Here is a 24,475-nt window from a genome sequence, read left to right on the forward strand (position 1 = left end):
AATGATGATTGATTAATGATTTTTATATATTTTTAAAATATGATAAAATTTATTTATTTAATACTTCTTTAACTCTTGAAAAAGTATCATTTAAAGATAGGCTCAGTCTTATTATACTATCTTCGTTGGCTTTTAAAGAGTGCTTAACCATAGAATCAAGAGCTATCATATCAAACTGGTTTAAAATAACTTTTTCATTATCCACGCCAAACTCGATACTACCTTTTAAAACCTGAACTTTTATAGGGCTTGGAGCAAAATGCTCCTTCATAAAACTGCTTTTTGCCATACTAAGACAAATCTCTTTTGAAAATTTATCTTCATATAAAAGCTTAGCATTAACACCATCAAATTCAGTTTTGTTAAATTTATAAATTTGCATCATAATATCCTTTATTAAAATCTTAGGATATTATAACTTATATTTTGTTGTAGTTATTGATTTAAGTCAATAAAAGAGTTATAACTCTTTTATTTTTGATTATTTTCTAAGCTCTTTAATTTTTGCAGCTTTACCTCTTCTATCTCTTAAATAGAATAGTTTTGCTCTTCTAACTTTTCCATGTCTTAAAACTTTTATCTCTTCAAGGTTTTCACCATAAAGTGGAAAAACTCTCTCAACGCCAATATTGTTTGCGCCAATTTTACGAATTATAAAAGTTTGACCTGTTCCGGTTCCTCTTTTAGCTATACAAACACCTTCAAAATTTTGAATTCTTGTTTTTTCACCTTCGGTAATTCTTATAGCAACTCTTAAAGTATCGCCCGCACGGAATTCAGGAATACTTCTTTTAGAAACTTGAGCTTCCTCAAAAGCTTGTATATATTTATTTCTCATGATTGTCCTTTAAGTCAGGGCGAAAATAGTTTGTCTTTAATCTCGCCATTTGATTTTTTAAAGCTGATATTTTACCGTGATTTCCCTTTAAAAACTCTGAAGGCACAGATAAATTTTCAAAAATATTTGGTTTTGTAAAAGATGGTGCCTCTAAAAGTGAATTTTCAAAGCTTTCAACTTCCAGTGAATTGGCATTTCCTAAAACTCCATCTATGTTTCTACAAATCGCATCACACATGCAAAGAGCTCCAAGTTCTCCGCCTGTCATGATAAAATCTCCAACGCAAAAAACTTCATTTACATATTTTTCTATAACTCTTTCATCTATGCCTTCATAGCGTCCGCAAATAAAAGTAATATTATCTTTTTTTGAAAGTCTTTTTGCATCAATTTGCGTAAATTTTTTACCAACTGGAGTTAAGTAGATTATATGAGTATTGGGATTTTTATTTTTTATATTTAAAATTGCATCACTTAGTGGCTGGGTACCAATCAAAAGTCCAGCTCCACCACCTATCATATAATCATCAACTTTTTTATGCTTGTCCTTACTAAAATCTCTTGGATTTATAAAATCAACTTCAAAAAGATTTTTATCCAAAGCTCTTTTTAGTATAGAATCATCAAAATAAGGTTTTATAAGATTTTCAAAAAGAGTTATAAAGTTAAATTTCATGACTCTTTTAAAATAAGTTTTGCATTTTTTGTAAAAATTTGTTTTGCTTGGATTGAAATTTTATCTAAATATTCATCAATGTATGGCACGAAAAAGTTTTTTGTAAATCCTTGGCTCACTAACTTTTCATCAGTTTTTATCTCAAATAAAAAATTTGCTCCAACTTCTAAAATATCCACAACTTTTCCTAATGTTTCACCGTTTTCTACAACTTCAAGACCTATTATATCAAAGTAGAAATACTCATCTTTTTTTAATTTACAATTTTTTCTAGTAGCCTCAATGCTTTGATAAAGAAATTTATTTACCAAATTTGAAGCAAGCTCTATACTTTCATAATCTTTAAAAATTACTTGTGAGCTAGTGCTATTGTAAGATAAAATTTCAAGCATAGTGCCATCACTTAAAAAAAATTTAGCATTTTTTTTAAATTGTGATATAAAATCACTTTTATTATGTAGTTTTAAAGCTCCTCTTAGTCCTATGGTTTTGCCAATTTTGGCGACTGTAAGAAGCTCGCTCATAAAACTACTCTTCTAGGGCTTTTACACTAAATTTATAAGAAGCTGTATCTTTGGCTTTATAGCCAAGAACAACAGTTCTTATAGCGTTTATCATTTGACCATTTTTACCTATGAGTTTTCCGGTATCAGTTTTGTCTGCGTAAATGATAATTTCATAAAAATTATCATCAATTTTTACTTTTTCTATTTTTATCTTTTCTGGATACTCACATATAAGTAGGGCATATTGTCTGATAAATTCTTCAACCATTTCTAGCTCTATTTGGTTATTCTCTCTACACGTTCGCTAAGTTTTGCTCCAACACTTTTCCAATACTCTAATCTTTCAGCGTCAAATTTAACAACTTCAGGATTTGTCATAGGATCATAATAACCAATGCTCTCTATATATCCGCCATCTCTTCTTTTTCTACTATCTGTTACAACTATACGATAAAATGGTCTTTTTTTACGACCTATTTTTGTTAGTCTTACAACTGTTGCCATATTTTTTTCTCCTTGTTAATTTTAATATAAGCTTTATTATAAATAAAAAGATTTATTCATAATAAAACTTTCCGAGAAATTATCCCGGAAATTTTTGTCCACCTTGCATTAAAGATGCCATTCCACGAATGCCACCTTTGTTTGTAAGTTTTTTAGCAAGCTTTGAAGCATTTGTAAATTGTTTTATAAATTTATTAACTTCCATCTGTGTTAGGCCAGCTCCTGCAGCAATTCTTCTTTTTCTTGAATTATTTAACAAATCTGGGTTTTCTCTTTCTTTTGGTGTCATAGAGCCAATCATAGCTTTTATATGAACTATTTCTTTTGAATTATCTAAATCCATATCGCCTATTCTTTCGGCTAAATTTCCCATTCCTGGCAACATTCCAATTAAGCTTTTCATATTTCCAAGTTTTTTAACACTTTCAAGCTGACTTACAAAGTCATTAAATGTAAATTTCCCTTTTTTAATTTTTTTGGTTATATCTTTTACATCTTTTTCATTAAAAACAGCACTTGTTTTTTCAACCAAAGTAGCAAGATCGCCCTCGCCCATGATTCTTCCGACAATTCTATCAGGTATAAAGCCCTCTATATCGGCTACTTTTTCGCCTGTTCCAACAAATCTTAAAGGAACTCCAATTTGATGAGCTATACCAATAGCTACTCCACCCTTTGTATCAGCATCAAATTTGCTTAAAATAACTCCTGTTATTCCAAGTTCTTTGTTAAATGTATCAGCTGTTCTAACGCCATCTTGTCCACTCATAGCATCTGCTACATAAAAAATTTCATCTGGATTTATGGCGTTTTTAACCTCTTTTAACTCGCTCATTAAAGCTTCATCTATTGCAAGTCTTCCTGCAGTATCTACAAAAAGCACATCATAAAGCTCTTTTTTAGCTTTTTGTAAGGCCTCTTTTGCAACTTTAACAGGGTCTTTTTCATTTTCTATATAAAAAAGATCTATCTCGTTTGCCTCGCAAAGTTGTTTTAATTGCTCAACTGCAGCAAGTCTTTGTAAGTCTGCAGCAGCTATTAATACTTTTTTATTTTTTTGTTTTAGGTTATTTGCAAGTTTGACAGTTGATGTTGTTTTACCACCACCTTGAAGTCCACTCATAAGAACAACTGTTGGTGGCTTGCTTGAATAAACAAATCCTTGATTTCCTGGAGCTGTTAAAATATCTGTTAAATTCTTTTTAATTGAGTCTAAAAACTGCTTTTGCCCAATGCCATTTTCTTTTAAATCATCTTCTATCATAGCAACAAAATCTTTTGTTACTTTATGATGAACATCTGATTTTAAAAGTGCTTTTCTAAGCGTTACAAGGGCATTTTTAAGCGCCTTTTCATCATCAACAATTCTAAGCTTATTTACAGCTGATCTAAGTGATTCACCTATTTGTACAAACACATCTAACCTTTTAAAATATAATCAAAGGGCTTATTTTACAATAAACTTTCTTAAATTTGCTTAAAATTTCATATCTTTTGAAATCTCAAAACCAAACTCGTTAAAACTATTATCTAGTGGAGCTACAAAAGAATATCCTAAAATTTCAGTTTTATATGAGTGCAAAAAAAGTCTTTTTGAGCTTAGTTTTGCATACTTTTCATCACCAATTACAGCGTGATCATAAGCAGCTAAATGCACTCTTATTTGGTGAGTTCTGCCTGTTTTAATCTCTATTTTGACAAGTGATTTTTTACCACTTACCATAAATGGATAAACGGTAGTAAAAGCAGTTTTTCCATTATCTGATATTTTAGAAAATGCTTCATTTCTACCTTTTGAATTATTATTTTTTATAGTTAAAATCTTATCATTAATTTCTATTTTTTCACTAACAATACCATTTACAATCGCAATATATGTTTTTTTTACATTTAAATTTTTAAACTCTTTTATAACTTTTTGTCTAAATCCCTCATTTTTAGCTAAGAGTATAACGCCACTTGTTTCTTTATCAAGTCTATTAATAAGTGGAAATTTATATTTTTTTTCAATATCCAAGCTATTTATAAACTCAGGTTTATTTATAGCCAAAATATTTTCATCTTCAAAAATGATAGTTGGTTTTTTTAATTTTGTTACTTTAAATTTTGCACTTGTGTTAACTAACCCTCTTGCTAAAATTATTTTCTTGCCACTTAAATAAACTAAACCGCTATCAATCAAGCTTTTAGCCTCATTGTTTGAGATATTTTCTTGCAAAGCTAAAAGTTTATATGCTTTTTCAACAGCCATTTTGTTCCTTTATTTTTATTTTTATCAAATTTTCTATACTTTTTAAATCGGCTTTATTTTTAATCATTGTTTTACTCAAATTTGAACTTAATAGCTCATTTAAATTTGATAAATCACTAAAATTTACACCATCAACAAGCTCAAATAAAGCCTTTTGGTTATGATAAAAATAACCATTTATTAAAGGCTTATTAAATTGAGCTATTTCTATTGGATTATGCCCGCCAATACCGTCTATAAAGCTTCCTCCGAGTACAACAACATCACTTATTTTATAAAAATTTATAACTTCATTCATTGTATCAAGCAATATAATATTTGATTTAAAACCTAAATTTTGTGAAAATTTTTCAAATTTTAGATTAAATTTTTTAGCAAAATCTTCACAAATTTTAGCTACTTTACAAAATCTTTCAGGATGCCTTGGTGCGATTATAAATTTTTGATTTTTATTTGGCGTTATATTATTTAAAATAAGCTCTTCCTCGCCATCATGAGTACTTGCAATGGTTACTAAAAACTCACTAAATTTAGGATAATCTTTGCTTGCTGGTTTAAAATTTGCACTTTTTATATTTCCAACAACTTCTATGTTTTTTGCTCCTAAATTTAAAAGTCTAGTTTTATCAAGCTGGCTTTGAGCTAATACTAAATCAATATATTTAAAAATTTCTTTATAGTAAAATTTAAATTTTTCATATCTTTTATATGATCTATCACTAATTCTTGCGTTTAAAAGTATCACGTAAGAGCCATTTTTTTTAGCAGTTTTTACCAAATTTAACCAAAGCTCAGCCTCAAAAACAACTAAAACTTTACTTTTTGTAAGCCAAAAAGGTATAAAACACTCAAATGGTAAAAATCTTGTATTTTCATTTAGGCTTTTTGCTTTTTCAAAACCTGTTGCAGTCGTCGTTGTAAATGAAAAGCTTTCAAATTTTAAAGCTAAAATCTCAAGTGCTGAAATTTCTCCAAAACTGCAAGCGTGAAAATGCACATCAGCTTTTTTTAGTGGAGGATTTTTATATAGAAAAAATCTTGCAGGAAGGCTTTTTTTATACTTTTTTTTAAATGAAAAAACCAATATAAAAGGAGTTAAAAAAAGCCAAACAAAAAAAGAAAATAAGTTATAAAACACTATTTTTCTTCGTCATTAAAATCTTTATAAAGTATTCTTCCACAATTTGGACAAGTTACAATTTCATCAGATCTTATAACGTTGCTGTAAGTTTTATCATTTATATGCATAAAACAGCCATAACATGCTTGTTTTTTAACTTTTGCAACAGCTGTATTTCCTGCCCATTTTCTAATTTTCTCATAAAAAGAGATGATTTTTTGATCCATTTTTTTTACAAGCTTGTCTTTTTCAAGATAGAATTTTTCCCTTTGGCTTTCTATATCTTTTAGTTCATCTTCTGTGCTTTTTTGGATATTTTCAAACTCATCTTTTAGTACTTTTTCTTTCTCTAAAAGCTCATTTTGGTTTGATTTTTTATTTTCCATCAAATTTTCAAGTCTTTCTATCTCATCATTTGCAGAACTTAACTGATCTTTTGTAAGCTCTTCTTCAAGTTGAAGTGATTTTAACTCTCTTTCAGTTTTTACGGCTGAGTGTTTTTTAGTACTTGCTTTTAGTTGTGAGTTTAAATCTTTTATGTGATTATCAGTTTTTTTTATCTCATCAGCTAAATCCTCTATCTCTTTATTTGAATCTTCAACTTCTTTTTGAGCTTCTGAAATTTCGTTTTGTTTATCGCTAAGCTCTTTTTGAATAGCTGCAATTTTTGGTGAAAAACCATCAATATTTTTATCGAAATTTGATAGCTGTATTAATTGTTCTAAATTTTTGTTCATAAATTTTCCTCTTAAATGTATAAAAATGGATTGATTGAATTTGTTATTATAATATTTAAATTGTATTTTTGCAAATTTTTAGCTAAAGATTGCCCAAAATAGGCCTCGCTTTCAAAGTGGTTTATATCAATTAAAGATATTTTATTTTCTAAGCTTTCAAGTGCGCTATGGTATTTTATATCTCCAGTTAAAAAACAATCTGATTTAAAGCTTCCTAGTAAATCTGCTCCACTTCCAGTACAAAGCGTAGCTGTTTTTATAAACTCACCTGCCTTTACAACTCTTAGATTTGAAATTTTAAGTTTTTGTTTTATCTCTTTTGCAAACTCATCAAAACTTTTATTAACTTCAAAAAATACTAAAAAATCGCGAATTTCAGTGATTTCATAACCTAAAATTTCACTTGCTACAAACTTGTTTAAAACAAATTTATCAAAATTTGTGTGCATTGAGATAAGTTTTATATCTTTTTTAATAATCTCATAAATTAAATTTGATGGATAAATGCTAGGATTTAGACTTTTTAGGCCTTTAAAAATTAAAGGGTGGTGAGTTATAACAAGTGAGTTTTTTTCTATTTTTTTAATTAAATTTGAATCTAAATCAATACTTGCATAAATTTTATCAAACTCATCGTCCATATTTCCCAAAAGCAATCCTGAGTTATCCCAGCTTTCTTGAGCTTCAAAAGGTGCAACCTCATCTAAAATTTGATAAATTTCAGCTATTTTCATCTGTAAAATACTCACTAAATTTTTCTTTTAAGCTAGGATCATCTTTGCTTGCATACACAATAGCACATCCTTTTGCTAAATATCTTATTTTAAGAATAAAATCTTGTCTTTGAGTTACACTTATCGCACCTCTTGCATCAAGTAAATTAAATATGTGTGATGCAAGCATGCAGTAATCATACGCAGGAAGAGATAATTCTTTTTTAAGAGTTTTCAAACACTCATTATAGGCGTTTTCAAAAGATTTAAAAAGCATATTTGTATCAGCTACCTCAAAACTATACTTACTAAACTCATACTCACTTCTTTTATGAACATCTCCATAAGTTATCACATCACCTTTAAATTCATTCCAAACTATGTCAAAAACATTTTCTTTGTTTTGTAAATACATAGCAAGTCGCTCCAAGCCATAGGTTATCTCACCACTTATAGGCTCACACGCAATTCCTCCAACTTGTTGAAAATAAGTAAATTGAGTTACCTCCATACCATCAAGCCAAACTTCCCAACCAAGTCCCCAAGCTCCAAGAGTTGGGCTTTCCCAATTATCTTCAACAAATCTTATGTCATGATTTTTAAGATTAAAACCAATAGCTTCCAAACTTTTTAAATAAAGTTCTTGAATATCGCTAGGGCTTGGTTTTAAAATAACTTGAAATTGATAATACGCGCCCAATCTATTTGGATTTTCACCATATCTTCCATCTGCAGGACGTCTAGATGGTGCCACATAAGCTGCTCGCCAAGGCTTTTTACCAAGACTTCTTAAAAAAGTTGCGTGATGAAAAGTCCCAGCTCCTGCAGGAATATCGTAAGGTTGAACTATCACACAACCTTGGGCTTGCCAAAAATCTTGCAAAGTTAAAATTATTTTTGAAAATGTCATTTATCTTCCTTCAAGATAATTTCAATTTTACTTGAATCTTCACAAACTTTTTTTGCCATATTTGCTCTATCATTTTTAATTTTTAAAGCAAGCTCTTCATTGCTTAAAGACAGAATTTGACTTGCAAAATAAGCTGCATTTTTCGCACCTGCTTTACCAACTGCAAAAGTAGCAACTGGAATACCTCCTGGCATTTGAACAGTTGAGTAAAGTGAATCAACCCCGCCCAAAGCTCCACCACCTGCTGGAACTCCTAAAACTGGTTTTGTTGTAAGTGATGCAACCACGCCTGCTAGATGAGCTGCCATTCCCGCAATGCAGATAAAAGCTTCACAACCTTTATTTTGTGCTGCTACAACATAATCATGTGTTCTTTGAGGACTTCTATGAGCAGAACTTACTATCATTTCGTATTTCACGCCAAAGATTTCAAGCACCTTAGCTGCCTCATTTGCAATGTCTAAATCACTTCCACTTCCCATTATAATAGATACAAATTTCATTTAATTTCCTTTCTTTTACTCTATTTCTTTTCTTAAAAAACTGAAATTAGGTAGTTTTATGGGCGAAATTATTTGATTTAAATTCCCGCTGTGAATTTCATCAAATTCTTTGTTATTTTTCGCTTTTAAAACTTTAAATTCAAGCCAGAATTTACCATATTTTTCATAAATTTTCCCTATTTCATTCTCAATTGTTTCAATTTTGCTATCTTTTGGAGCTAAAATTTCATAAGGTGTGTTTTTAGAAATTTTAAACTTAACATCAAAAAACTCACCATCTAAAGTGATTGCACAAACTTGATGAGTGCCCTCTTCTAAAGTTGAGTTAAAATTTTGTGTATCTTTTCTCTCAAATGGACGACTTACTAAATATCCATCTGTAAAACCACGATTTTTTAAAGTATGAAGTTCTTTTTGATAAATTTCAGCATTAAATTTACCACTAAGTGCATCATCAATTGCCATTCTATAAGCATTTGTTGAACATGCGGCGTAATACTGAGATTTTGTTCTTCCTTCTATTTTAAAACTATCAACAGCTCCACTTTGCATAATTTTTTCAACATAAGAACTTAAATTTAAATCTTTTGAGTTCATTATATAAGTGCCATTTTCATCTTCATTTAACTTAAATAACGCACCACTTTCATCATTTTTAGCATAAATTTCATAATTAAATCTACAATCATTTGCACAACTTCCACGGTTACTAAATCTACCACTTTGCAAAGCTGAAATCAAACATCTTCCACTATAAGCAAAACACATAGAACCATGAATAAAAATTTCAATATCTAAATTTGGTACTTTTTCTTTTATTGCAATTACATCTTTTAGTCCTATTTCTCTAGCTACAACCACTCTTTTTACACCCATATCATAATAAATTTGAGCATCCATATAATTCATAACATTTGCTTGGGTTGAAAGATGAATTTCAGTATCTGGAGATATTTTTTTAGCTAAGCTTATAATGCTTGGACTTGCGATTATAAAGGCATCAACACCTAAATCTTTTAAAAACTCAATATGGGTTTTAAACTTATCAAGCTGAGCATTAAATGGAAATCCATTTATAGTGGCGTAGAATTTTTTACCCATTTTGTGCGTAAATTCAACGCCCTCTTTAAAACTCTCTTTACTAAACTCTTTTGCGCTTCTTTGCCTTAGAGAAAAAGCTCCTACACTTGCATACACAGCATCAGCTCCATAACTTAGTGCGATTTTAAGTTTTTCTAAATTTCCAGCAGGTGATAAAAGCTCAGGTTTTTTCAAAATATTTCCTTTTTTTAAAAATCCAAATTTTGCATTATATAAAAAATTATTTTAAAAGGTGCTTTGAAGCTAAAATTTAAATCTATCAATAAATCTTTTTTTCTTAGTAGGCTTATTTTTAATTTTTTCTTTTGTTAGGATAAGTTTTTCTATTTCAGATTTTTTTACACCACTTAACAAAAGATTTTTAATATTTTGCATCTGTTTTTGACTAAATTCTTTTTTTGCATAAAAACTAACTTTCTCATAGCTTAACCCTTGGTTAAAACCATCTCTTATTTCGGCCATTCTTAAATTTCCAAACTCGCTTTTTGCAAATAAATTTATCTTTTTTAAAGAGAGTTTATTTTTAAACCCCTCTTTTATCTCACTCATCTGATGCCAACCAAATTTAGTTTTATCAATTAGTGGGTAAATTTCATCGAGGTTAAAATTTGACAATATAGCTTTTCTTAAAATATACATTTGGTTTGAGTTGTACTCATTTTTAGCATATTTGCAAATCTCATCAAAGCCAAGAGAGTTTTCAAAACCTTTTCTTATCTCAGCCATTTGATGAGAGTTAAATTTTATTTTTGCATAAAATTCTATCTTATCAAAGCCAAGAGAGTTTTCAAATCCAAGTTCAACTTCTCTTAGCTGATGAGTATTAAATTTATACTCATCTTTGCATTTTTGTAAAAAATCATCTTTTTGCATTTAAAAGCCCTTTTGTAGAATAGTTAAATTATACCTTACAAAGCTTTTAAAATAGATTAAAATTAATTATATTCCTCTATTTGCCATTATGATTTTTATCTCATCTTCGTTTATGCCAACCATTGCTTCGCCTAAATCTTCACTAACTTCTGCAATAATGTCAGGATTGTCATAATTTTTTGCTGCTTTTACGATAGCTTTTGCTCTTTTTTCAGGATTTCCTGACTTGAAAATTCCACTTCCTACAAAAACGCCTTGTGCACCTAAAACTCTCATTAAGGCTGCATCTGCTGGTGTTGCAACGCCACCTGCACTAAAATTTGCAACTGGAAGTGAGCCATTTTCATGCACATATAAAAGCATCTCATAGCTAACTCCTAAGTTTTTTGCCTCATTAAAAAGTTCATCTTTATTTAAATTTGAAATGCGTCTTATATCACTCATTATTGATCTCATGTGTGTTACTGCTTGAACCACATCTCCGGTTCCAGCTTCTCCTTTTGTTCTTATCATCATCGCACCTTCGCTAATTCTCCTAAGTGCTTCACCTAAATTTCTAGCACCGCAAACAAAAGGTGTTTTAAACTCACGCTTATTTACATGATATACATTATCAGCCGGGCTTAAAACTTCGCTCTCATCTATAAAATCAATCCCTATACTTTCTAAAATTCTTGCTTCAACGATATGGCCAATTCTGCATTTTGCCATAACTGGAATTTTAACTGCATTCATGATGCTTTTTATCATTTTTGGATCACTCATCCTTGAGACACCACCAGCTGCTCTAATATCTGCTGGAACTCTTTCAAGCGCCATAACTGCAACAGCACCACTTGCTTCTGCGATTTTAGCTTGATCTGGTGTTACAACATCCATTATAACTCCACCCATAAATGACTTAGTTGCATTTTCAGCATTTTTTAAAAATTCACAAAAATTTGACATATTTTCTCCTTATAATTTTAAAACTTGCAAATTATAAAAAAAATATGGTATTATTTCAATAGTCATTTTAATAGAATTTAATAATATCAGTTTAGGATAGAAATGCTTACTTACAATATCGAAAAAAATTCGAAAAAACTACTTTATTTACAACTTTATGAAAATATTAAAAATGATATCTTAAACTTAAAGATAAAAGACAAGCTTCCATCAAAAAGATCGCTTGCAAACCATCTCAATATAAGTGTCATAACTGTAGAAAATGCTTATAATCAGCTTATTATGGAAGGATTTATATACTCGGTTCCTAAAAAAGGATATTACGCAAACAAGGGCATTCAAAAGCAGATAAAACCAATTATTAAAAAACAAAATTTCAATGAAAATGCTAAATTTTTAAAAGAAAAAAATCTTTTAAATTTAAGCTTTTCAACAAACAGTGAGCCATCTTTTCCACTATCAACTTGGAAAAAACTTTTAAGAGAGGTTCTATCAAAAAATAGTGATGAAATTTATGAAAAAGTCCCATTTAATGGCACCTTAAAACTAAGACTTGCCATAAAAAAACACTTATATGAATATCATAATTTAATTTGTGATGAAAATAATATCATAATAGGTGCTGGCTCGCAACACCTCTATACTTTAATTTCACAACTTTTAGATAAAGATTTAATATATGCCCTAGAAAATCCAAGCGATACAAAAATAGGAAAAATATATAAGAGTTTAGGTGTAAAATGCGTTTTTTTAGACATTGATAAATCAGGAATGAGCTATGAAAAGCTTTTAAAAAGCAGTGCAAGTATCGCACATATTTCTCCATCATCACATTTTCCAACTGGAATTTTAATGAAAGCAAAAAGAAGAAGCGAACTACTTAAATGGGCTAGTTTAAAAGAAAATAGATACATTATAGAAGATGAATATATGGGAGAAATTAGACAAAAAATAGTTCCAACTCTAAAAAGCTTAAATCATGAAAAAGTTATATTTTTAAATACTTTTTCAAAAACATTGCTTCCAACTTTAAGGGTTAGCTATATGGCTCTTCCATCAAATTTAACTTTAAAATTTAAACAAAATTTGTCATTTTACTCATCGGCCGTGCCAATTTTTGAACAACTTACTTTGGCTAAATTTATAAATGATGGATATTTTGAAAGATTTTTAAATAAATTAAAAAGACAAAATTTAATAAAAAAAGAGGGTTTTTTAAATAAATTTAAAGAGCTAAGTATAAATAATTCAGATGTAACTTTTAATGAAACACACGCTTTTATAAAATCAAATTTATCTGATGATAAAGTAAAGCAACTTGCTTCTAAAAATGGTTTTTTTATAAATACAATGAGTGATTTTTACTATAAAAACGCACCTAAAAATAGTTCTTTCTTGATTGATTATAACTGCAATATGGAAAATGTTAAAAAATTCTTAAATATACTTTTATAAAAATATCTGAAATTTACAAAAAATAAAACACTGAATTTATAAAGTTTTATAAAAAAATAACTCTAAATATGTTAAAATAATTAGTTTATTCCAAAGGAGAGAAAAATATGGGTAAATTTGTAAAAAACAAAGATGAATTTTTAAAATTTTGTGATGAAAATGAAGTTGCATTTGTAGATTTTAGATTTACAGATTTAAAAGGAACTTGGCACCATATTTCATATAATTATAAAAGATTGCCTAAAGATTTCGATGAAGGGCTTCCATTTGATGCAAGCTCAATCGAGGCTTGGCAACCAATCCATAAATCTGATATGATTTTAAAACCAGATTTAGAAACTGCTTTTTTAGATCCATTTACTGCTGATGTTACAATCATTGTAATTTGCGATGTATATGATATCTACAAAGGCAAAATGTATGAAAAATGCCCACGATCTATAGCAAAAAGAGCAGAAGCCTTTTTAAAAGAAAGTGGCATTGGTGATGCTTGCTATTTTGGACCTGAAAATGAATTTTTTATTTTTGATGATGTAAAAATAGTAGACTCTATGAATTGTGCGATGTTTAATGTAGATAGTGAAGAAGGTGAATGGAATAGCGCTAAGGAGTATAAAGACTCTTATAACACAGGCCATCGCCCAGGACCAAAAGGCGGATATTTTCCAGTTCAGCCAATTGATAGCATGGTTGATTTAAGAGCTGAAATGGTGCAAGTTTTAGAGCAAATTGGAATAGAAACTTTTGTATGTCACCATGAGGCTGCTCAAGCTCAAGGTGAAATAGGCGTTAAGTTTGGCTCTTTAGTTGAGGCTGCTGATAATGTTCAAAAATATAAATATGTTGTAAAAATGGTAGCTCACTTAAACGGAAAAACCGCAACTTTCATGCCAAAGCCACTTTATGGAGATAACGGAAGTGGTATGCATGTACATCAAAGCATTTGGAAAAATGGAAAAAATCTCTTTTATGAAAAAGGAAAATATGGAAATTTAAGCGATATGGCAAAATATTATATAGGTGGAGTTTTAAAACACGCTAGAAGCCTTTCAGCTCTTACAAATCCAAGCATTAACTCATATAAAAGATTAATCCCTGGTTTTGAGGCACCAAATATTTTAACATATTCTTGCCAAAACCGCTCAGCTTCAATTAGAATTCCTTATGGAGCTGGTGAAAATAGTACAAGAGTTGAGATGAGATTTCCAGATTCATCAGCTTGCCCATATTTAGCTTTTTCAGCACTTTTAATGGCAGGAATTGATGGTATAAAACACAAATATGAACCAGTTGGCCCAATGGATATAAATTTATTTGAACTTCATCTTGATGAAATTAGAGAAAAAGGAATAGAACAATTCCCTCACACACTAAGAGGAAGCTTGGAATCTTTAATAAGAGATAATGAGTTTTTAAAACCTGTTATGTGTGATGATTTTATACAAGCATATCAAAGATTTAAATTTGAAACTCAAGTTTGGCCTTATGAGGCAAGACCTACTCCATTTGAGTTTAAAACTACCTATTCTTGCTAATTATCTTTTAAAAATTTAAGGGGAAATTCTCCCCTTTTTTAAGGAATAAAATGAACTTTTTTGTCACTGCAACAAATACAGATGTTGGTAAAACTTTCGTAACTTCTTCACTTTTAAAAGCCTTTTTAGACGAAAATTTAAACACTGTTGCCATAAAACCAGTTCAAAGTGGATGTGCGCCAGATACTTTAACCGATGCTATGGTCTATACAAAAATTTCAAGTAAAAATAACTTTACTCCAAGATATTCCTTAAAATTTCCATCATCACCAGAGTATGCTGCAAAAAAAGAAAATATAAAAATAGATTTTAATGAAATTTTAAAATACTGCAATGATTTTTTGCAAAATTATGAAAATGTACTTATTGAAGGAGCTGGGGGGCTTTTTGTTCCACTTAATGAAAAAAGCTACATTATAGACCTTATACAGGCTTTAAATTTGCCTGTTGTTTTAGTTTGCAAAAATGAACTTGGTGTTATAAATCAAATTCTTTTAAGCATAGAAGCTTTGGAAAACAGAGGTTTAAAACTTGATTTAATAGTGTTAAATTTTAGTGATTTAAACGATGAGATAAGCCTTTCAAATTTAGAATATTTAAAAGATAAATTTAACTGTGATATTATAAATTTAGAGCCAAATTTAAGCATTCAAAAAGCATCTTTAAAATTTAGAAATTTTATAAAAAATTATAAAAAAACTGATGATTTTATTGACTTAGAGTTTGATAAAAATCATCTTTTTCATCCATACACCTCATCTATAAAACCTCTTAAAACTTATGGCGTAAGCAATGCAAAAGATAGCTATATCTATATAGATGATGAAAAATTTCAAAATAAAGCATTAATTGATGGGATGAGTTCTTGGTGGTGTGCATATCTAGGCTATAAAAACACTGACTTTAATAAAGCCATAATTAAGCAAATTAATAAATTTTCTCATGTTATGTTTGGAGGACTAACTCACGCTCCTGCCATAAATTTAGGCAAAAAATTACTTAATTTAATGCCAAAAAATATGGATAAAATTTTTTATAGTGATAGTGGATCAGTTAGTGTTGAAGTGGCTTTAAAAATGGCTTTACAATACCAGCAAAACAAAAATCCACATAAAACAAAAATAGCAACTTTTAAAGGTGGTTATCACGGAGATACATTTGGTGCTATGAGCGTTTGTGACCCAGTAACTGGAATGCACTCTTTGTTTAAAAACACACTCGCAAAACAAATTTTTATGCCAAAACCAACCTCTAAATATGGTTTTGATTTTGATGAAAAAAGCCTTGTAGAGATGAAAAAAATCATCTATGAAAACAAAGACGATATTGCAGCCATCATAGTTGAGCCAATTGTTCAAGGAGCTGGTGGGATGTGGTTTTATCATGAAAATTATCTTAAATTTTTAAGAGAAATTTGCGATGAAATAGATGCACTTTTAATCTTTGATGAAATTGCAACAGGCTTTGGAAGATTAGGTGAAATGTTTGCTTACAAAATAGCTAATGTAAGTCCTGATATAATATGCATTGGAAAAGCGCTAACTGGCGGAGTTATGAGCTTTGGGGCTACAATTTGTTCTAAAGAAGTAGCTGATGGAATTTGCAAAAATAACAGAGTTTTTATGCACGGTCCAACATTTATGGCAAATCCTTTAGCTTGCAGTGTAGCGATAAAAAGCTTAGAAATTTTAGAAAATTCAAATTTTAAAGAAAAAGTTAAGCATATAGAAAAACTATTAAAAAATGAACTCATTAAATGCTATGATTTTCAAAGCGTTAAGGATGTTAGAGTTTTAGGTGCTATTGGAGTTGTAGAAATTGATAAAGAAGTAAATACAGAAAATATCCAAAGTTTTTTTGTAGAAAATGGAGTTTGGATAAGACCTTTTGGCAAAAACATCTATGTAATGCCACATTTTACACAAAATAATAAAGAGTTAAAAACTCTTTGTGATGCTATTTATAACGCAATTAAATTTAAAAAATACGAGTAAAAATGAGTATATTATTTTTTATATATTTGTTTATAATTTATTTTATAGGATACTTAGAGTTTAAAAAAACTAAAAATGTCACTCACTATACAATTTCTAGCAAAAATGCCTCTTGGTATTTAGTTGGTGGCTCAATTATTGCATCATGCATTGGAGGAAGTGCAACAATAGGTGTAATAAGCTTAAGCTATGAAGTTGGTTTTCCAGCCATTTGGTGGCTTTTAAGCGGAGCAAGTGGACTTTTAGTTTTATGTATATTTTTAGCTAAAAAAATAGCTATTTCAAAAGCTCTCACAATGCCTGAAATGATAGAGTATTATATAGGAAAAAAAGCAAGGTTTATAGCTTCTATTATTATAGTTCTTGCTTGGAGTAGTATTTTAGCAGCACAACTTTTAGCAAGTGCTTGGATACTAGCTGCTATTTTAAAAACTCCATTTAATTTTGCTATTTTTGTAAGTGCATTTATCATAGTTACTTATTCTATTTTAGCAGGTCAAGCAAGTATTTTAAAAAGTGATTTGGCACAAAGTATGTTGATGTTTATAACGTTTTTTATAATTATTTTATGGTTTATTTTTGTAAAAGATGTTTCGGTAGCAAATTTAAATTTTGAGCTTTTAAATGATAAATTTACCATTTCAAGATGGAGTTACTTTATGCTTATAATTGGTGGAAGCTATGTAGTTTGCCCAATGCTCTTTGGAAGAGTTTTGAGTGCAAAAAGCAAATTTGATGCAAAATTTGGCGTGGCATTTGGCGTTATAGGTATTGTAATAGGCGCTATCATGGTTGTTTTAATAGGTCTTATTTCACAAAATTTTATAAATCCAACTGTTATAAATGATCAAATTTTAACAAAAGATATTTGTGAAACTCTACCGCCATTTTTAGGAGCTATTTTATTAATAGTTTTATTTTCAGCTATTATTTCATCGGCTGATTCATGCTTAATTACTGCAAGTAGCGTTTTTTGTAATGATATTTTAAAAACAAAGTCGCTAAAAATTTATAGAATTTTTACTATTTTATTTGGTCTTTTTGCCCTACTTCTTACTTTTGGCAAAAAAAATATTTTAGGATATTTACTTGGAGCAAATGATATTTATGTAAGTGGAGTTGTTTTAGTTGTTTTTATAGCTATGATAAGTAAGAAAAAATTAAATGAAAATATATGTTTATTTGCTATGATTATAGGTGGAGGAGTTGGACTTATAGGAGCTATGAGTGATGAAAAAATTTACTCATTTATAGCTTTATTTTTAGCATTTATTATTTCAGTTTTAGCACATTTTAAAGGAGAGAGAGTTGAAGCCAGAAATCAATGAACTTACAAATTTTTTAGCTGATTATGCAGATGCGCTAAGTGGCGTGGGAGCGTATAATGCAAGAGTTATAAGATGCGTTAAAAGAATAGCCTCACACTATGGATATAACGCCTCTATATTTATACTCATTAAATTTATAAACCTAACTGTAAGCAACAAAGAAAACCCTGAAATTAGAAAATCTTTTATAAAAGATGCAACTCAAAAAGAGATAAATTTAGAAACTATTTCAGATCTTAGTGCATTAAGCTGGGCGGTAAGTGATGAGAACTTAACCCTTAAAGAAACAAAAGAAATTTATCAAAAAATCATAGCAAAGAAAAAAAGAAATGTTTTAATTTCTTTTGCTTTAACAAGTATAGCTTTTGGAGCATTTTGCAGGCTTTTTGGTGGAGATATTTTTGGAGCCATATTTGTAATTCTTGGTACATTTTGTGGAGTTTTATCAAAATTTTTACTGAATTTTAAAAAAGTTGATATTAGGATAGCTTATATATTTTGTGCTTTTATCTCATCATTTATTGCATATTTAGGATATAAATTTGGATTTAGCAAAACACCTGAAGCTTCAATTAGTTCAAGTATTTTATATCTTTTTCCAGGCATTGCTTTAATAAATTCAATGTTTGATATTTTAGATAAAAATGTTTTAATAGGACTTAGTAGAGCCGTAAATGCTACTATTTTAATACTTTGTATGAGTATTGGAATTTATATAACTTTATCATTAGTAGATTTTGGACTTATCTCATGAATACGTTTTTAATAGATGCAATATTTGCTGCAATTGCTGGACTTGGTTTTTCATACGCTAACAAGCCACCAAAGCGAATTTTAATTTTTTGTGCTACACTTGGTGGTTTTGGATACTCTCTAAGAGTTATTTTTATGAACTATTTTAGTTACACAATATCAACTTTTATAAGCGCTATTTGTGTAAGTTTTGTAGCTGTTTTTTTAGCTAGAAGGGTAAAAACCCCTATTGAAATAATTGCATTTCCATCACTTTTGCCAATGATACCAGGACTTTATGCTTACAAAGCAATGCTTGCAATGTTTTTATTTATACAAACAGATATAGAAAAGAAAAAATCTCACTATTTAGTTGAAATATTTGACTACGGCTCAACAGCAGTTTCAGCTATATTTGCTCTAGCTGTTGGAGTTAGCGTTGTAATATTAATTTTTTATGAAAAATCTTTTACAATGACTAGAAATAAAGATTTTAAAAAAAGATATTTAGACTAAATTTGGAGTAAAAAACTCCAAATTTACTATTTTGCGCCTTTATAAATATTTGATTTAACGATGAAATTATCTAAATTATATGCCAAATTTACAACTCTTTTTATATCATTTAAAGTTATGCTATCAATTAAACTCATCATCTCATCATAGTTGTAAAAATAATTTTTATAAAGCAAATCTTGACTTAACTGATTTAGCCAAAAATTTGGGGTTTGATAAAGTTTTTCTAGTTTTACTTTTAAAGCAAGTTTTACACTTTTAAGCTCTTTTTCATCATCGTAAGAAGTTTTTAATAAATTTATTGTATTTTTAACATTTTTGACTATTGTGTTTATGTTTTTTACATCGCTTGTAAAATAAATACTTATACTTGCTTTTTTGTAAGGCTTATTTTGAAGCTCGTTGTGAGCATAAATTCCATAAACCATAGAATCTTCTTCTCTTATTTTTTCTCTTAAAAGTATATTTAAAATATCTGTTCCAAGGCTTAATGCAAGTGCATTTTTAGGTGTGTATTTAAGATCATAACTATTTATAAAAATACTATTTTTAGATGAGTTTTCTTGCAAATATTTTCTTGTAAAATTTTTTCTTCCTAAAATTTGACGGATGCCATCATCTTTTATAAAAGTTTGATTTTTATCTGTACTTAAATTTCCGATATAGTTTTTAGAAATTTTAATAAATTCTTTTGGGCTCATATCTCCTACAAATACAAAATCATACTCTCCTGCGTTTAGAAAAGCTTTTTTTAGCATATTTTCTAAGTTATTTTTATCTAAATTTAAAATATCATCCTTACTTGAAAAACGCATTTTATAGGAGTTGTTAAAATAAAACTCATTAAACTCTTTTTCAAATTTATAATCTGGATGATTTAAATTTTTAGCCAATAGATCAAGTGCTAATGTTTGATATCTTTTAAGATACTCATCATCTATTTTTGGATTTTCAAAATCAGTAAAAAATGCTTTTAACAAATTTTCAAAGTCTTTAACTTGAGCATTTCCAATATACCCTAAAGATGTTTTATCGATAAATTTTTTATATTCAAACATCTGTCCAGCTGTTATTTTCCTAACCTCATAATCGTTAAACTTACCAATTCCACTTCCATTTGAAATATTTATAGCAAAGTTAAGATTTATAATATCATCAAAATTTGTAAGACCGCCTTTTTTAAAAGCTTTAAAATAAATGGTATCTTTATTTGTATTTACCTCTTTAAAATAGACTTTTGCACCATTTTCAAACTCAAATTTATATATTAAATTTTTATCGACACTAGAGCTTATTGGAGATTTATTTGCTAACTTTTTTTCTAAAATGACTTTAGGTAAATTTAGACTATCATCTTTTAAAATTTGAGCATTTTCTTGCAAAATTTTAAACTCATCTTTGCTTAAAGAAATAGGTTTTTTTGTTGTTAAATTTACTAAAACTCCACTACTTGAAATACTTTTTTTAAACTCTTTATTTATCTCATCAAGAGTTATTTTATCAATAATATTTTGACTTATTTCTTTTTCATCTTTTGGACTTAAAAAAGTTGTGTCATCTTCTATTAAATTTAAAATTTCAGAAATTATTTCAGAATTATATCTTTTTTGTTTTTTTTCAAAATTTGCTAAATTTTGTGCTAAAAGTTCTTTTTTTGCAATTAAAAAATCATCTTTATTAAAGCCATTTTTTTGAACTGTTTTAATAATTGAAATAAGCTCACTTAAACTAGCATTAACATCATCTTTTATAACTGTTGCATAAAATGAGTTTAGTTTTTTTAAATTATATAAATTTATATCATAATAATTTGTGGTTAAAAGCGTCTTGCTTTTGGACTTTCTTTTTTCGTTTAGCAAAGAAAACATTTTTGAAATAAATCTATTTTTATAGTCTTTTTCCAAATTTTCAATGCTGTTTATTTTATAAGGAGTATCCTCAAACATTATAGAAACTGAATTATTTGCTATATCTTCATCGTTTGGATTAAAAATAACAAGATCTTTAAAATAACCTATATTTTTATCCACTCTTTTTGTAAAATCACTATTTTTTATATTATCAAAATACTTTTTTATGAGAGTTTTGGCTTCGTTTTCATTAAAATCTCCAACTATTATTAATTTTGCATTATTTGGAGTGTAAAATTTATTATAAAACCCTTTTAAAAGAGCTGGAGTTGCATTTTTTATTATATTCATATCGCCAATTGGAAGTCTACTTGCATAAATACTATCTGGATAAAAATATTTTAATCCTTGATTCATTATTCTAACATAGGCATTTTTTCTATTTCTTTCTTCTTCGATGATTACCCCTTTTTCAGCTTCTAAATCATCTTTTTCAAACAAAGCCTTAAAGCCCATATTTGATAAAACACTCAATGCCTTATCTAAATTTTCTTTTTTTATATCAAGTTTATAAATAGTTTCATTAAAACTAGTTGCAGCGTTTAAATCAGCTCCAAATTTTACTCCTAAACTCTCAAGTGCTTTAATAAGGTCATTTTTTGTATAATCTTTTGTACCATTAAATGCCATATGTTCGACAAAATGAGCAATCCCTTTTTCATTTTCAAGCTCATCACTTGATCCAACCTTGAAATAAAGGATTAAACTAATGCTATCTTTTGGAGTTTGATTTTTATAAAGATAGTATGAAAATCCATTATCTAATTTGCCTATTTTTAGATTTTCATCGTTTTCAAAACCAAAACAAATAGATAAAAAAATGGATAAAATGAGAATAATTTTTTTCATAAATTTTCCTTTTTTAAAATTTTTTCTATAATAACACCTTCTTTTAAACCATAATCAATAATTATAAAATTATCAAAATCTTTTAAAATATTTTCATAAAGATAAATTCCACAAAGTAGCAAATTTCTTTCACTTAAAATTTGACTGTCCATGGCTTGCCCATCTGAGTTTTTAAGATGTGATTTTGTATTATTTAAAATAAGTTTTTTAAGTTTTTTAAAATCATCAAATTCTAAAATTTTTGAATTTTTATAATTTTGTTTTAAATTTAGTAGTTTTTTTGAAATAGTAGAGTTTAAGACAATATTTTTTGGTTTTAAATTTTTTAAAAACTCATTTGCTTCTTTTGTTATAAATTTTGAATTTTTTTCTATATTTTCTAAATTTAAAAAATTATTAAAAACTTTTATGATTCCAAATTTAAAGCTTTTAAATTTTTCATCAAGCACAATTTCACAACTAGCCCCACCAAGATCAACTATAGCAAGACTGCTAATATTAATGCCAAGCATTTCACATCTTTTATAAACTGCAAGTTTTGTTAGCTCACACTCCCTTAAAGAGCTTATTACTTCAAATTTTATACCAAACTTATCATTTAATAATTTAAAAAACTCACCACTATCTTTTGCAACTCTAAAAGCTTCGGTTGCAACAGCCAAAGCATTTTTTAAATCATAATTTTTTGATATTTTTTCTAAAGCAAGTATGATTTTATTTTTAGCGGTATCGCTTAAATTTTCTTTTAAGCCAAAAGCACTTTGAATGCCAAATTCATCAGTTTTTAAAACTTCAAATTTGGCATTCATCAAAGAAATTTTTAAACTGTTTGAGCCTAAATCAACTCCAACCAAACAGTCTTTATTCATCAAACATTTGCGTATCTTGCCCAGATACAAGCTTCAACGCTATTTAACTCTTTTAATATTTCACTGTTTATATCTTCATCAACTAAAACAACAGCTAAAGCGTCTTTTTCCTCACCACGGCCAAGTCTAAAATCAGCAATGTTAATATTTTCTTTTGCCAAAATTGCACTGATATCACGGATAAATCCTGGGATATCTTTATTCTTTAAGAAAATCATCTTACCTTTTGGCTTAAAGTCAGTTTTAAAGCCATTAATATTTACAATTCTTTCTTCATTTTCCCCAAACACAACACCGCTAAAAGTAGTAACTTCTTCATCAGTTATAACTTTAACAGTAACTAAACTTTTTAAATTTAGGCTTGATGTAACAACGGCTTCTGTTTTTATACCTCGCTCATCAGCTACAAACTTGGCATTTACATAATTTATACTATCACCAAGTTGAGTTTTTAATGCGCCTACTAATGCGAAAGTAAGCATTGGATCTAAATATTTTTTCAAATTTGATGAAACTTCTATTTTGATATTTTTGATAGGATTTTTATTAATTTGTGTTGCAAGATATGACATCTTTGAAATTAAATCTAAATAAAGTTTTATTTCATTTGGAATATCTTCTGTTTTTATAGGTAAATTTAAAGCATTTGGATAACAAATTCCTCTAAGAGCACTTATTGCTTGATCGGCTGCTTGAACAGCTATATTTTTTTGTGATTCAACTGTATTTGCTCCAAGATGTTGGGTTGCGGTTAAGTTTTCAATATCAAGCAAAGGATGATCTGTTGCAGGCTCTTTTACAAAAACATCAATTCCTGCATAAGCAATCTTGCCATTTTTCAAATTTTTTAAAAGTGCATCTTCGTTGATTAAACCACCTCTTGCGCAGTTTACAATCCTTACTCCATCTTTCATTTTTGCAATTTCAGCCTCATCTATCATATTTGTTGTTTCAGCTGTTTTTGGAGTATGGATAGTTATAAAATCACATTTTAAAATATCATCTAAATTTGAAGTATAACCAACGCCTAAATCCTTTGCTTTTGATGGTTCGATGTATGGGTCATAAGCTATTACTTTCATGCCAAAAGCAAGTGATCTAACTCCTACTCTTGAGCCGATATTTCCAAAGCCTATTATGCCTAATGTTTTTCCATAAAGCTCAGTTCCATACCATTTTTCTCTTTTCCAAATTCTATTTATTTTTAAATCATTGCAAGAATTTACATATTTTCTAGCCGCGTTTAAAAGATGACACATTGTCATTTCAACTGCTGCAATTGTGTTTGCTGTTGGAACATTCATCAAAATTATTCCTCTTTTTGAACATCCATCAATATCAACATTATCAACCCCAACACCAGCTCTTACAACTGCTTTGAGTTTTTTACCAGCATTTAAAAAAGGCTCACTTATTTCAGTTGGACTTCTAGTTATAGCAACATCAGCATCAACTAATAAATTTAAAAGCTCATCTTTTGGAACATTTGTAGCATCAACTACTTCTATGTCTTTTTCTTTTGCTAGAATTTCAAATCCAGCTTCATTGATTGCATCGCATACGATTATTTTGTTCATGATTTTACACCTTTATGTAGAAAATAGGCA

At 28.6% G+C, this 24,475-nt stretch carries 25 protein-coding genes; 6 read left to right on the plus strand and 19 right to left on the minus strand.

Annotated elements, in window-relative coordinates; genetic code table 11:
- Positions 1 to 49: 49 nt before the first annotated feature.
- The 16 genes from HMPREF9309_RS00455 to pdxS form a co-directional block, all read right to left on the minus strand.
- Positions 50 to 382: a cupin domain-containing protein gene (locus HMPREF9309_RS00455; protein WP_016645945.1), complete on the minus strand. Its 333-nt coding sequence runs from the start codon at positions 380 to 382 to the stop codon at positions 50 to 52.
- A 99-nt stretch (positions 383 to 481) separates the two neighbouring features.
- On the minus strand, positions 482 to 838 hold the full coding sequence (rplS, locus tag HMPREF9309_RS00460) for a 50S ribosomal protein L19 (RefSeq protein ID WP_016645946.1): 357 nt from the start codon (positions 836 to 838) through the stop codon (positions 482 to 484).
- On the minus strand, positions 828 to 1,514 hold the full coding sequence (gene trmD / locus HMPREF9309_RS00465) for a tRNA (guanosine(37)-N1)-methyltransferase TrmD (protein WP_016645947.1): 687 nt from the start codon (positions 1,512 to 1,514) through the stop codon (positions 828 to 830). Before trmD ends, rplS begins: the two co-directional genes overlap by 11 nt.
- A complete protein-coding gene (rimM, locus tag HMPREF9309_RS00470) occupies positions 1,511 to 2,038 on the minus strand; it encodes a ribosome maturation factor RimM (protein WP_016645948.1) in 528 nt (175 codons plus the stop codon). The genes trmD and rimM overlap by 4 nt, the downstream gene beginning before the upstream one ends.
- Positions 2,039 to 2,042: 4 nt before the next feature.
- Entirely contained in the window at positions 2,043 to 2,288 is a 246-nt protein-coding gene (locus tag HMPREF9309_RS00475; RefSeq protein ID WP_016645949.1) for a KH domain-containing protein, read from the minus strand.
- Between the two features lie 8 nt (positions 2,289 to 2,296).
- On the minus strand, positions 2,297 to 2,524 hold the full coding sequence (gene rpsP / locus HMPREF9309_RS00480) for a 30S ribosomal protein S16 (RefSeq protein WP_016645950.1): 228 nt from the start codon (positions 2,522 to 2,524) through the stop codon (positions 2,297 to 2,299).
- A gap of 79 nt (positions 2,525 to 2,603) precedes the next feature.
- Positions 2,604 to 3,941: a signal recognition particle protein gene (gene ffh, locus HMPREF9309_RS00485; RefSeq protein WP_016645951.1), complete on the minus strand. Its 1,338-nt coding sequence runs from the start codon at positions 3,939 to 3,941 to the stop codon at positions 2,604 to 2,606.
- A gap of 60 nt (positions 3,942 to 4,001) precedes the next feature.
- The gene (locus HMPREF9309_RS00490) at positions 4,002 to 4,775 is read right to left on the minus strand and encodes a pseudouridine synthase family protein (RefSeq protein ID WP_016645952.1); all 774 of its coding nucleotides are present in this window, start codon (positions 4,773 to 4,775) and stop codon (positions 4,002 to 4,004) included.
- A complete protein-coding gene (gene waaA, locus HMPREF9309_RS00495; protein ID WP_016645953.1) occupies positions 4,765 to 5,913 on the minus strand; it encodes a lipid IV(A) 3-deoxy-D-manno-octulosonic acid transferase in 1,149 nt (382 codons plus the stop codon). The genes HMPREF9309_RS00490 and waaA overlap by 11 nt, the downstream gene beginning before the upstream one ends.
- Complete coding sequence (locus HMPREF9309_RS00500; RefSeq protein ID WP_016645954.1) at positions 5,913 to 6,632, minus strand: zinc ribbon domain-containing protein; 720 nt, start codon at positions 6,630 to 6,632, stop codon at positions 5,913 to 5,915. The genes waaA and HMPREF9309_RS00500 overlap by 1 nt, the downstream gene beginning before the upstream one ends.
- 11 nt (positions 6,633 to 6,643) lie before the next feature.
- Complete coding sequence (locus tag HMPREF9309_RS00505) at positions 6,644 to 7,366, minus strand: Nif3-like dinuclear metal center hexameric protein (protein WP_016645955.1); 723 nt, start codon at positions 7,364 to 7,366, stop codon at positions 6,644 to 6,646.
- Positions 7,353 to 8,255, minus strand: a complete 903-nt coding sequence (gene glyQ / locus HMPREF9309_RS00510) for a glycine--tRNA ligase subunit alpha (protein WP_016645956.1) — start codon at positions 8,253 to 8,255, stop codon at positions 7,353 to 7,355. The genes HMPREF9309_RS00505 and glyQ overlap by 14 nt, the downstream gene beginning before the upstream one ends.
- Positions 8,252 to 8,758: a 5-(carboxyamino)imidazole ribonucleotide mutase gene (purE, locus tag HMPREF9309_RS00515; RefSeq protein ID WP_016645957.1), complete on the minus strand. Its 507-nt coding sequence runs from the start codon at positions 8,756 to 8,758 to the stop codon at positions 8,252 to 8,254. Before purE ends, glyQ begins: the two co-directional genes overlap by 4 nt.
- 15 nt (positions 8,759 to 8,773) lie before the next feature.
- On the minus strand, positions 8,774 to 10,033 hold the full coding sequence (locus tag HMPREF9309_RS00520; protein ID WP_016645958.1) for a peptidase U32 family protein: 1,260 nt from the start codon (positions 10,031 to 10,033) through the stop codon (positions 8,774 to 8,776).
- A 69-nt stretch (positions 10,034 to 10,102) separates the two neighbouring features.
- Positions 10,103 to 10,732, minus strand: coding sequence for a hypothetical protein (locus tag HMPREF9309_RS00525; RefSeq protein ID WP_016645959.1), 630 nt, complete (start codon positions 10,730 to 10,732; stop codon positions 10,103 to 10,105).
- Positions 10,733 to 10,798: 66 nt separating this feature from the next.
- Entirely contained in the window at positions 10,799 to 11,680 is an 882-nt protein-coding gene (pdxS, locus tag HMPREF9309_RS00530; RefSeq protein WP_016645960.1) for a pyridoxal 5'-phosphate synthase lyase subunit PdxS, read from the minus strand.
- 102 nt (positions 11,681 to 11,782) lie between these two features.
- On the opposite strand from pdxS, the gene pdxR reads away from it, so the two are divergent.
- The 6 genes from pdxR to HMPREF9309_RS00560 all read left to right on the plus strand — a co-directional run bounded on the left by pdxR (position 11,783) and on the right by HMPREF9309_RS00560 (position 19,240).
- A complete protein-coding gene (gene pdxR, locus HMPREF9309_RS00535) occupies positions 11,783 to 13,135 on the plus strand; it encodes a MocR-like pyridoxine biosynthesis transcription factor PdxR (protein WP_016645961.1) in 1,353 nt (450 codons plus the stop codon).
- A 107-nt stretch (positions 13,136 to 13,242) separates the two neighbouring features.
- Positions 13,243 to 14,670 carry a type I glutamate--ammonia ligase gene (glnA, locus tag HMPREF9309_RS00540; RefSeq protein ID WP_016645962.1) on the plus strand — a complete coding sequence of 476 codons (1,428 nt, stop codon included), beginning with the start codon at positions 13,243 to 13,245 and terminating at the stop codon, positions 14,668 to 14,670.
- A 50-nt stretch (positions 14,671 to 14,720) separates the two neighbouring features.
- A complete protein-coding gene (gene bioA, locus HMPREF9309_RS00545) occupies positions 14,721 to 16,664 on the plus strand; it encodes an adenosylmethionine--8-amino-7-oxononanoate transaminase (protein WP_016645963.1) in 1,944 nt (647 codons plus the stop codon).
- Between the two features lie 2 nt (positions 16,665 to 16,666).
- Complete coding sequence (locus HMPREF9309_RS00550; protein ID WP_016645964.1) at positions 16,667 to 17,992, plus strand: sodium:solute symporter family protein; 1,326 nt, start codon at positions 16,667 to 16,669, stop codon at positions 17,990 to 17,992.
- Positions 17,973 to 18,746 carry a threonine/serine exporter family protein gene (locus tag HMPREF9309_RS00555; RefSeq protein WP_016645965.1) on the plus strand — a complete coding sequence of 258 codons (774 nt, stop codon included), beginning with the start codon at positions 17,973 to 17,975 and terminating at the stop codon, positions 18,744 to 18,746. Before HMPREF9309_RS00550 ends, HMPREF9309_RS00555 begins: the two co-directional genes overlap by 20 nt.
- Positions 18,743 to 19,240 (plus strand): threonine/serine exporter family protein, encoded by a 498-nt coding sequence (locus tag HMPREF9309_RS00560; RefSeq protein ID WP_016645966.1) that lies wholly within the window; start codon positions 18,743 to 18,745, stop codon positions 19,238 to 19,240. Before HMPREF9309_RS00555 ends, HMPREF9309_RS00560 begins: the two co-directional genes overlap by 4 nt.
- A 26-nt stretch (positions 19,241 to 19,266) precedes the next feature.
- On the opposite strand, the gene HMPREF9309_RS00565 is transcribed toward HMPREF9309_RS00560, so the two are convergent.
- Genes HMPREF9309_RS00565 through serA form a run of 3 tightly spaced genes read right to left on the minus strand, consistent with a single transcriptional unit; the run spans position 19,267 to position 24,448 of the window.
- Entirely contained in the window at positions 19,267 to 21,999 is a 2,733-nt protein-coding gene (locus HMPREF9309_RS00565; RefSeq protein ID WP_016645967.1) for a M16 family metallopeptidase, read from the minus strand.
- Positions 21,996 to 22,868: a Ppx/GppA phosphatase family protein gene (locus HMPREF9309_RS00570; RefSeq protein WP_016645968.1), complete on the minus strand. Its 873-nt coding sequence runs from the start codon at positions 22,866 to 22,868 to the stop codon at positions 21,996 to 21,998. Before HMPREF9309_RS00570 ends, HMPREF9309_RS00565 begins: the two co-directional genes overlap by 4 nt.
- On the minus strand, positions 22,868 to 24,448 hold the full coding sequence (serA, locus tag HMPREF9309_RS00575) for a phosphoglycerate dehydrogenase (RefSeq protein WP_231370840.1): 1,581 nt from the start codon (positions 24,446 to 24,448) through the stop codon (positions 22,868 to 22,870). Before serA ends, HMPREF9309_RS00570 begins: the two co-directional genes overlap by 1 nt.
- Between the last annotated feature and the right edge of the window lie 27 nt (positions 24,449 to 24,475).

The organism is Campylobacter ureolyticus ACS-301-V-Sch3b (assembly GCF_000413435.1).
Classification (GTDB): domain Bacteria; phylum Campylobacterota; class Campylobacteria; order Campylobacterales; family Campylobacteraceae; genus Campylobacter_B; species Campylobacter_B ureolyticus_A.

Bases quoted from the DNA above. Each gene is read 5' to 3' on its own strand.
- HMPREF9309_RS00475 (WP_016645949.1), bottom strand. From the start codon at position 2,288: ATGGTTGAAGAATTTATCAGACAATATGCCCTACTTATATGTGAGTAT.
- HMPREF9309_RS00565 (WP_016645967.1), bottom strand. From the start codon at position 21,999: ATGAAAAAAATTATTCTCATTTTATCCATTTTTTTATCTATTTGTTTT.
- pdxR (WP_016645961.1), top strand. From the start codon at position 11,783: ATGCTTACTTACAATATCGAAAAAAATTCGAAAAAACTACTTTATTTA.
- pdxS (WP_016645960.1), bottom strand. From the start codon at position 11,680: ATGTCAAATTTTTGTGAATTTTTAAAAAATGCTGAAAATGCAACTAAG.
- HMPREF9309_RS00560 (WP_016645966.1), top strand. From the start codon at position 18,743: ATGAATACGTTTTTAATAGATGCAATATTTGCTGCAATTGCTGGACTT.
- HMPREF9309_RS00455 (WP_016645945.1), bottom strand. From the start codon at position 382: ATGCAAATTTATAAATTTAACAAAACTGAATTTGATGGTGTTAATGCT.
- rimM (WP_016645948.1), bottom strand. From the start codon at position 2,038: ATGAGCGAGCTTCTTACAGTCGCCAAAATTGGCAAAACCATAGGACTA.
- HMPREF9309_RS00550 (WP_016645964.1), top strand. From the start codon at position 16,667: ATGAGTATATTATTTTTTATATATTTGTTTATAATTTATTTTATAGGA.
- HMPREF9309_RS00490 (WP_016645952.1), bottom strand. From the start codon at position 4,775: ATGGCTGTTGAAAAAGCATATAAACTTTTAGCTTTGCAAGAAAATATC.
- glyQ (WP_016645956.1), bottom strand. From the start codon at position 8,255: ATGACATTTTCAAAAATAATTTTAACTTTGCAAGATTTTTGGCAAGCC.
- glnA (WP_016645962.1), top strand. From the start codon at position 13,243: ATGGGTAAATTTGTAAAAAACAAAGATGAATTTTTAAAATTTTGTGAT.
- HMPREF9309_RS00525 (WP_016645959.1), bottom strand. From the start codon at position 10,732: ATGCAAAAAGATGATTTTTTACAAAAATGCAAAGATGAGTATAAATTT.
- rpsP (WP_016645950.1), bottom strand. From the start codon at position 2,524: ATGGCAACAGTTGTAAGACTAACAAAAATAGGTCGTAAAAAAAGACCA.
- purE (WP_016645957.1), bottom strand. From the start codon at position 8,758: ATGAAATTTGTATCTATTATAATGGGAAGTGGAAGTGATTTAGACATT.
- HMPREF9309_RS00505 (WP_016645955.1), bottom strand. From the start codon at position 7,366: ATGAAAATAGCTGAAATTTATCAAATTTTAGATGAGGTTGCACCTTTT.
- HMPREF9309_RS00500 (WP_016645954.1), bottom strand. From the start codon at position 6,632: ATGAACAAAAATTTAGAACAATTAATACAGCTATCAAATTTCGATAAA.
- rplS (WP_016645946.1), bottom strand. From the start codon at position 838: ATGAGAAATAAATATATACAAGCTTTTGAGGAAGCTCAAGTTTCTAAA.
- trmD (WP_016645947.1), bottom strand. From the start codon at position 1,514: ATGAAATTTAACTTTATAACTCTTTTTGAAAATCTTATAAAACCTTAT.
- HMPREF9309_RS00570 (WP_016645968.1), bottom strand. From the start codon at position 22,868: ATGAATAAAGACTGTTTGGTTGGAGTTGATTTAGGCTCAAACAGTTTA.
- bioA (WP_016645963.1), top strand. From the start codon at position 14,721: ATGAACTTTTTTGTCACTGCAACAAATACAGATGTTGGTAAAACTTTC.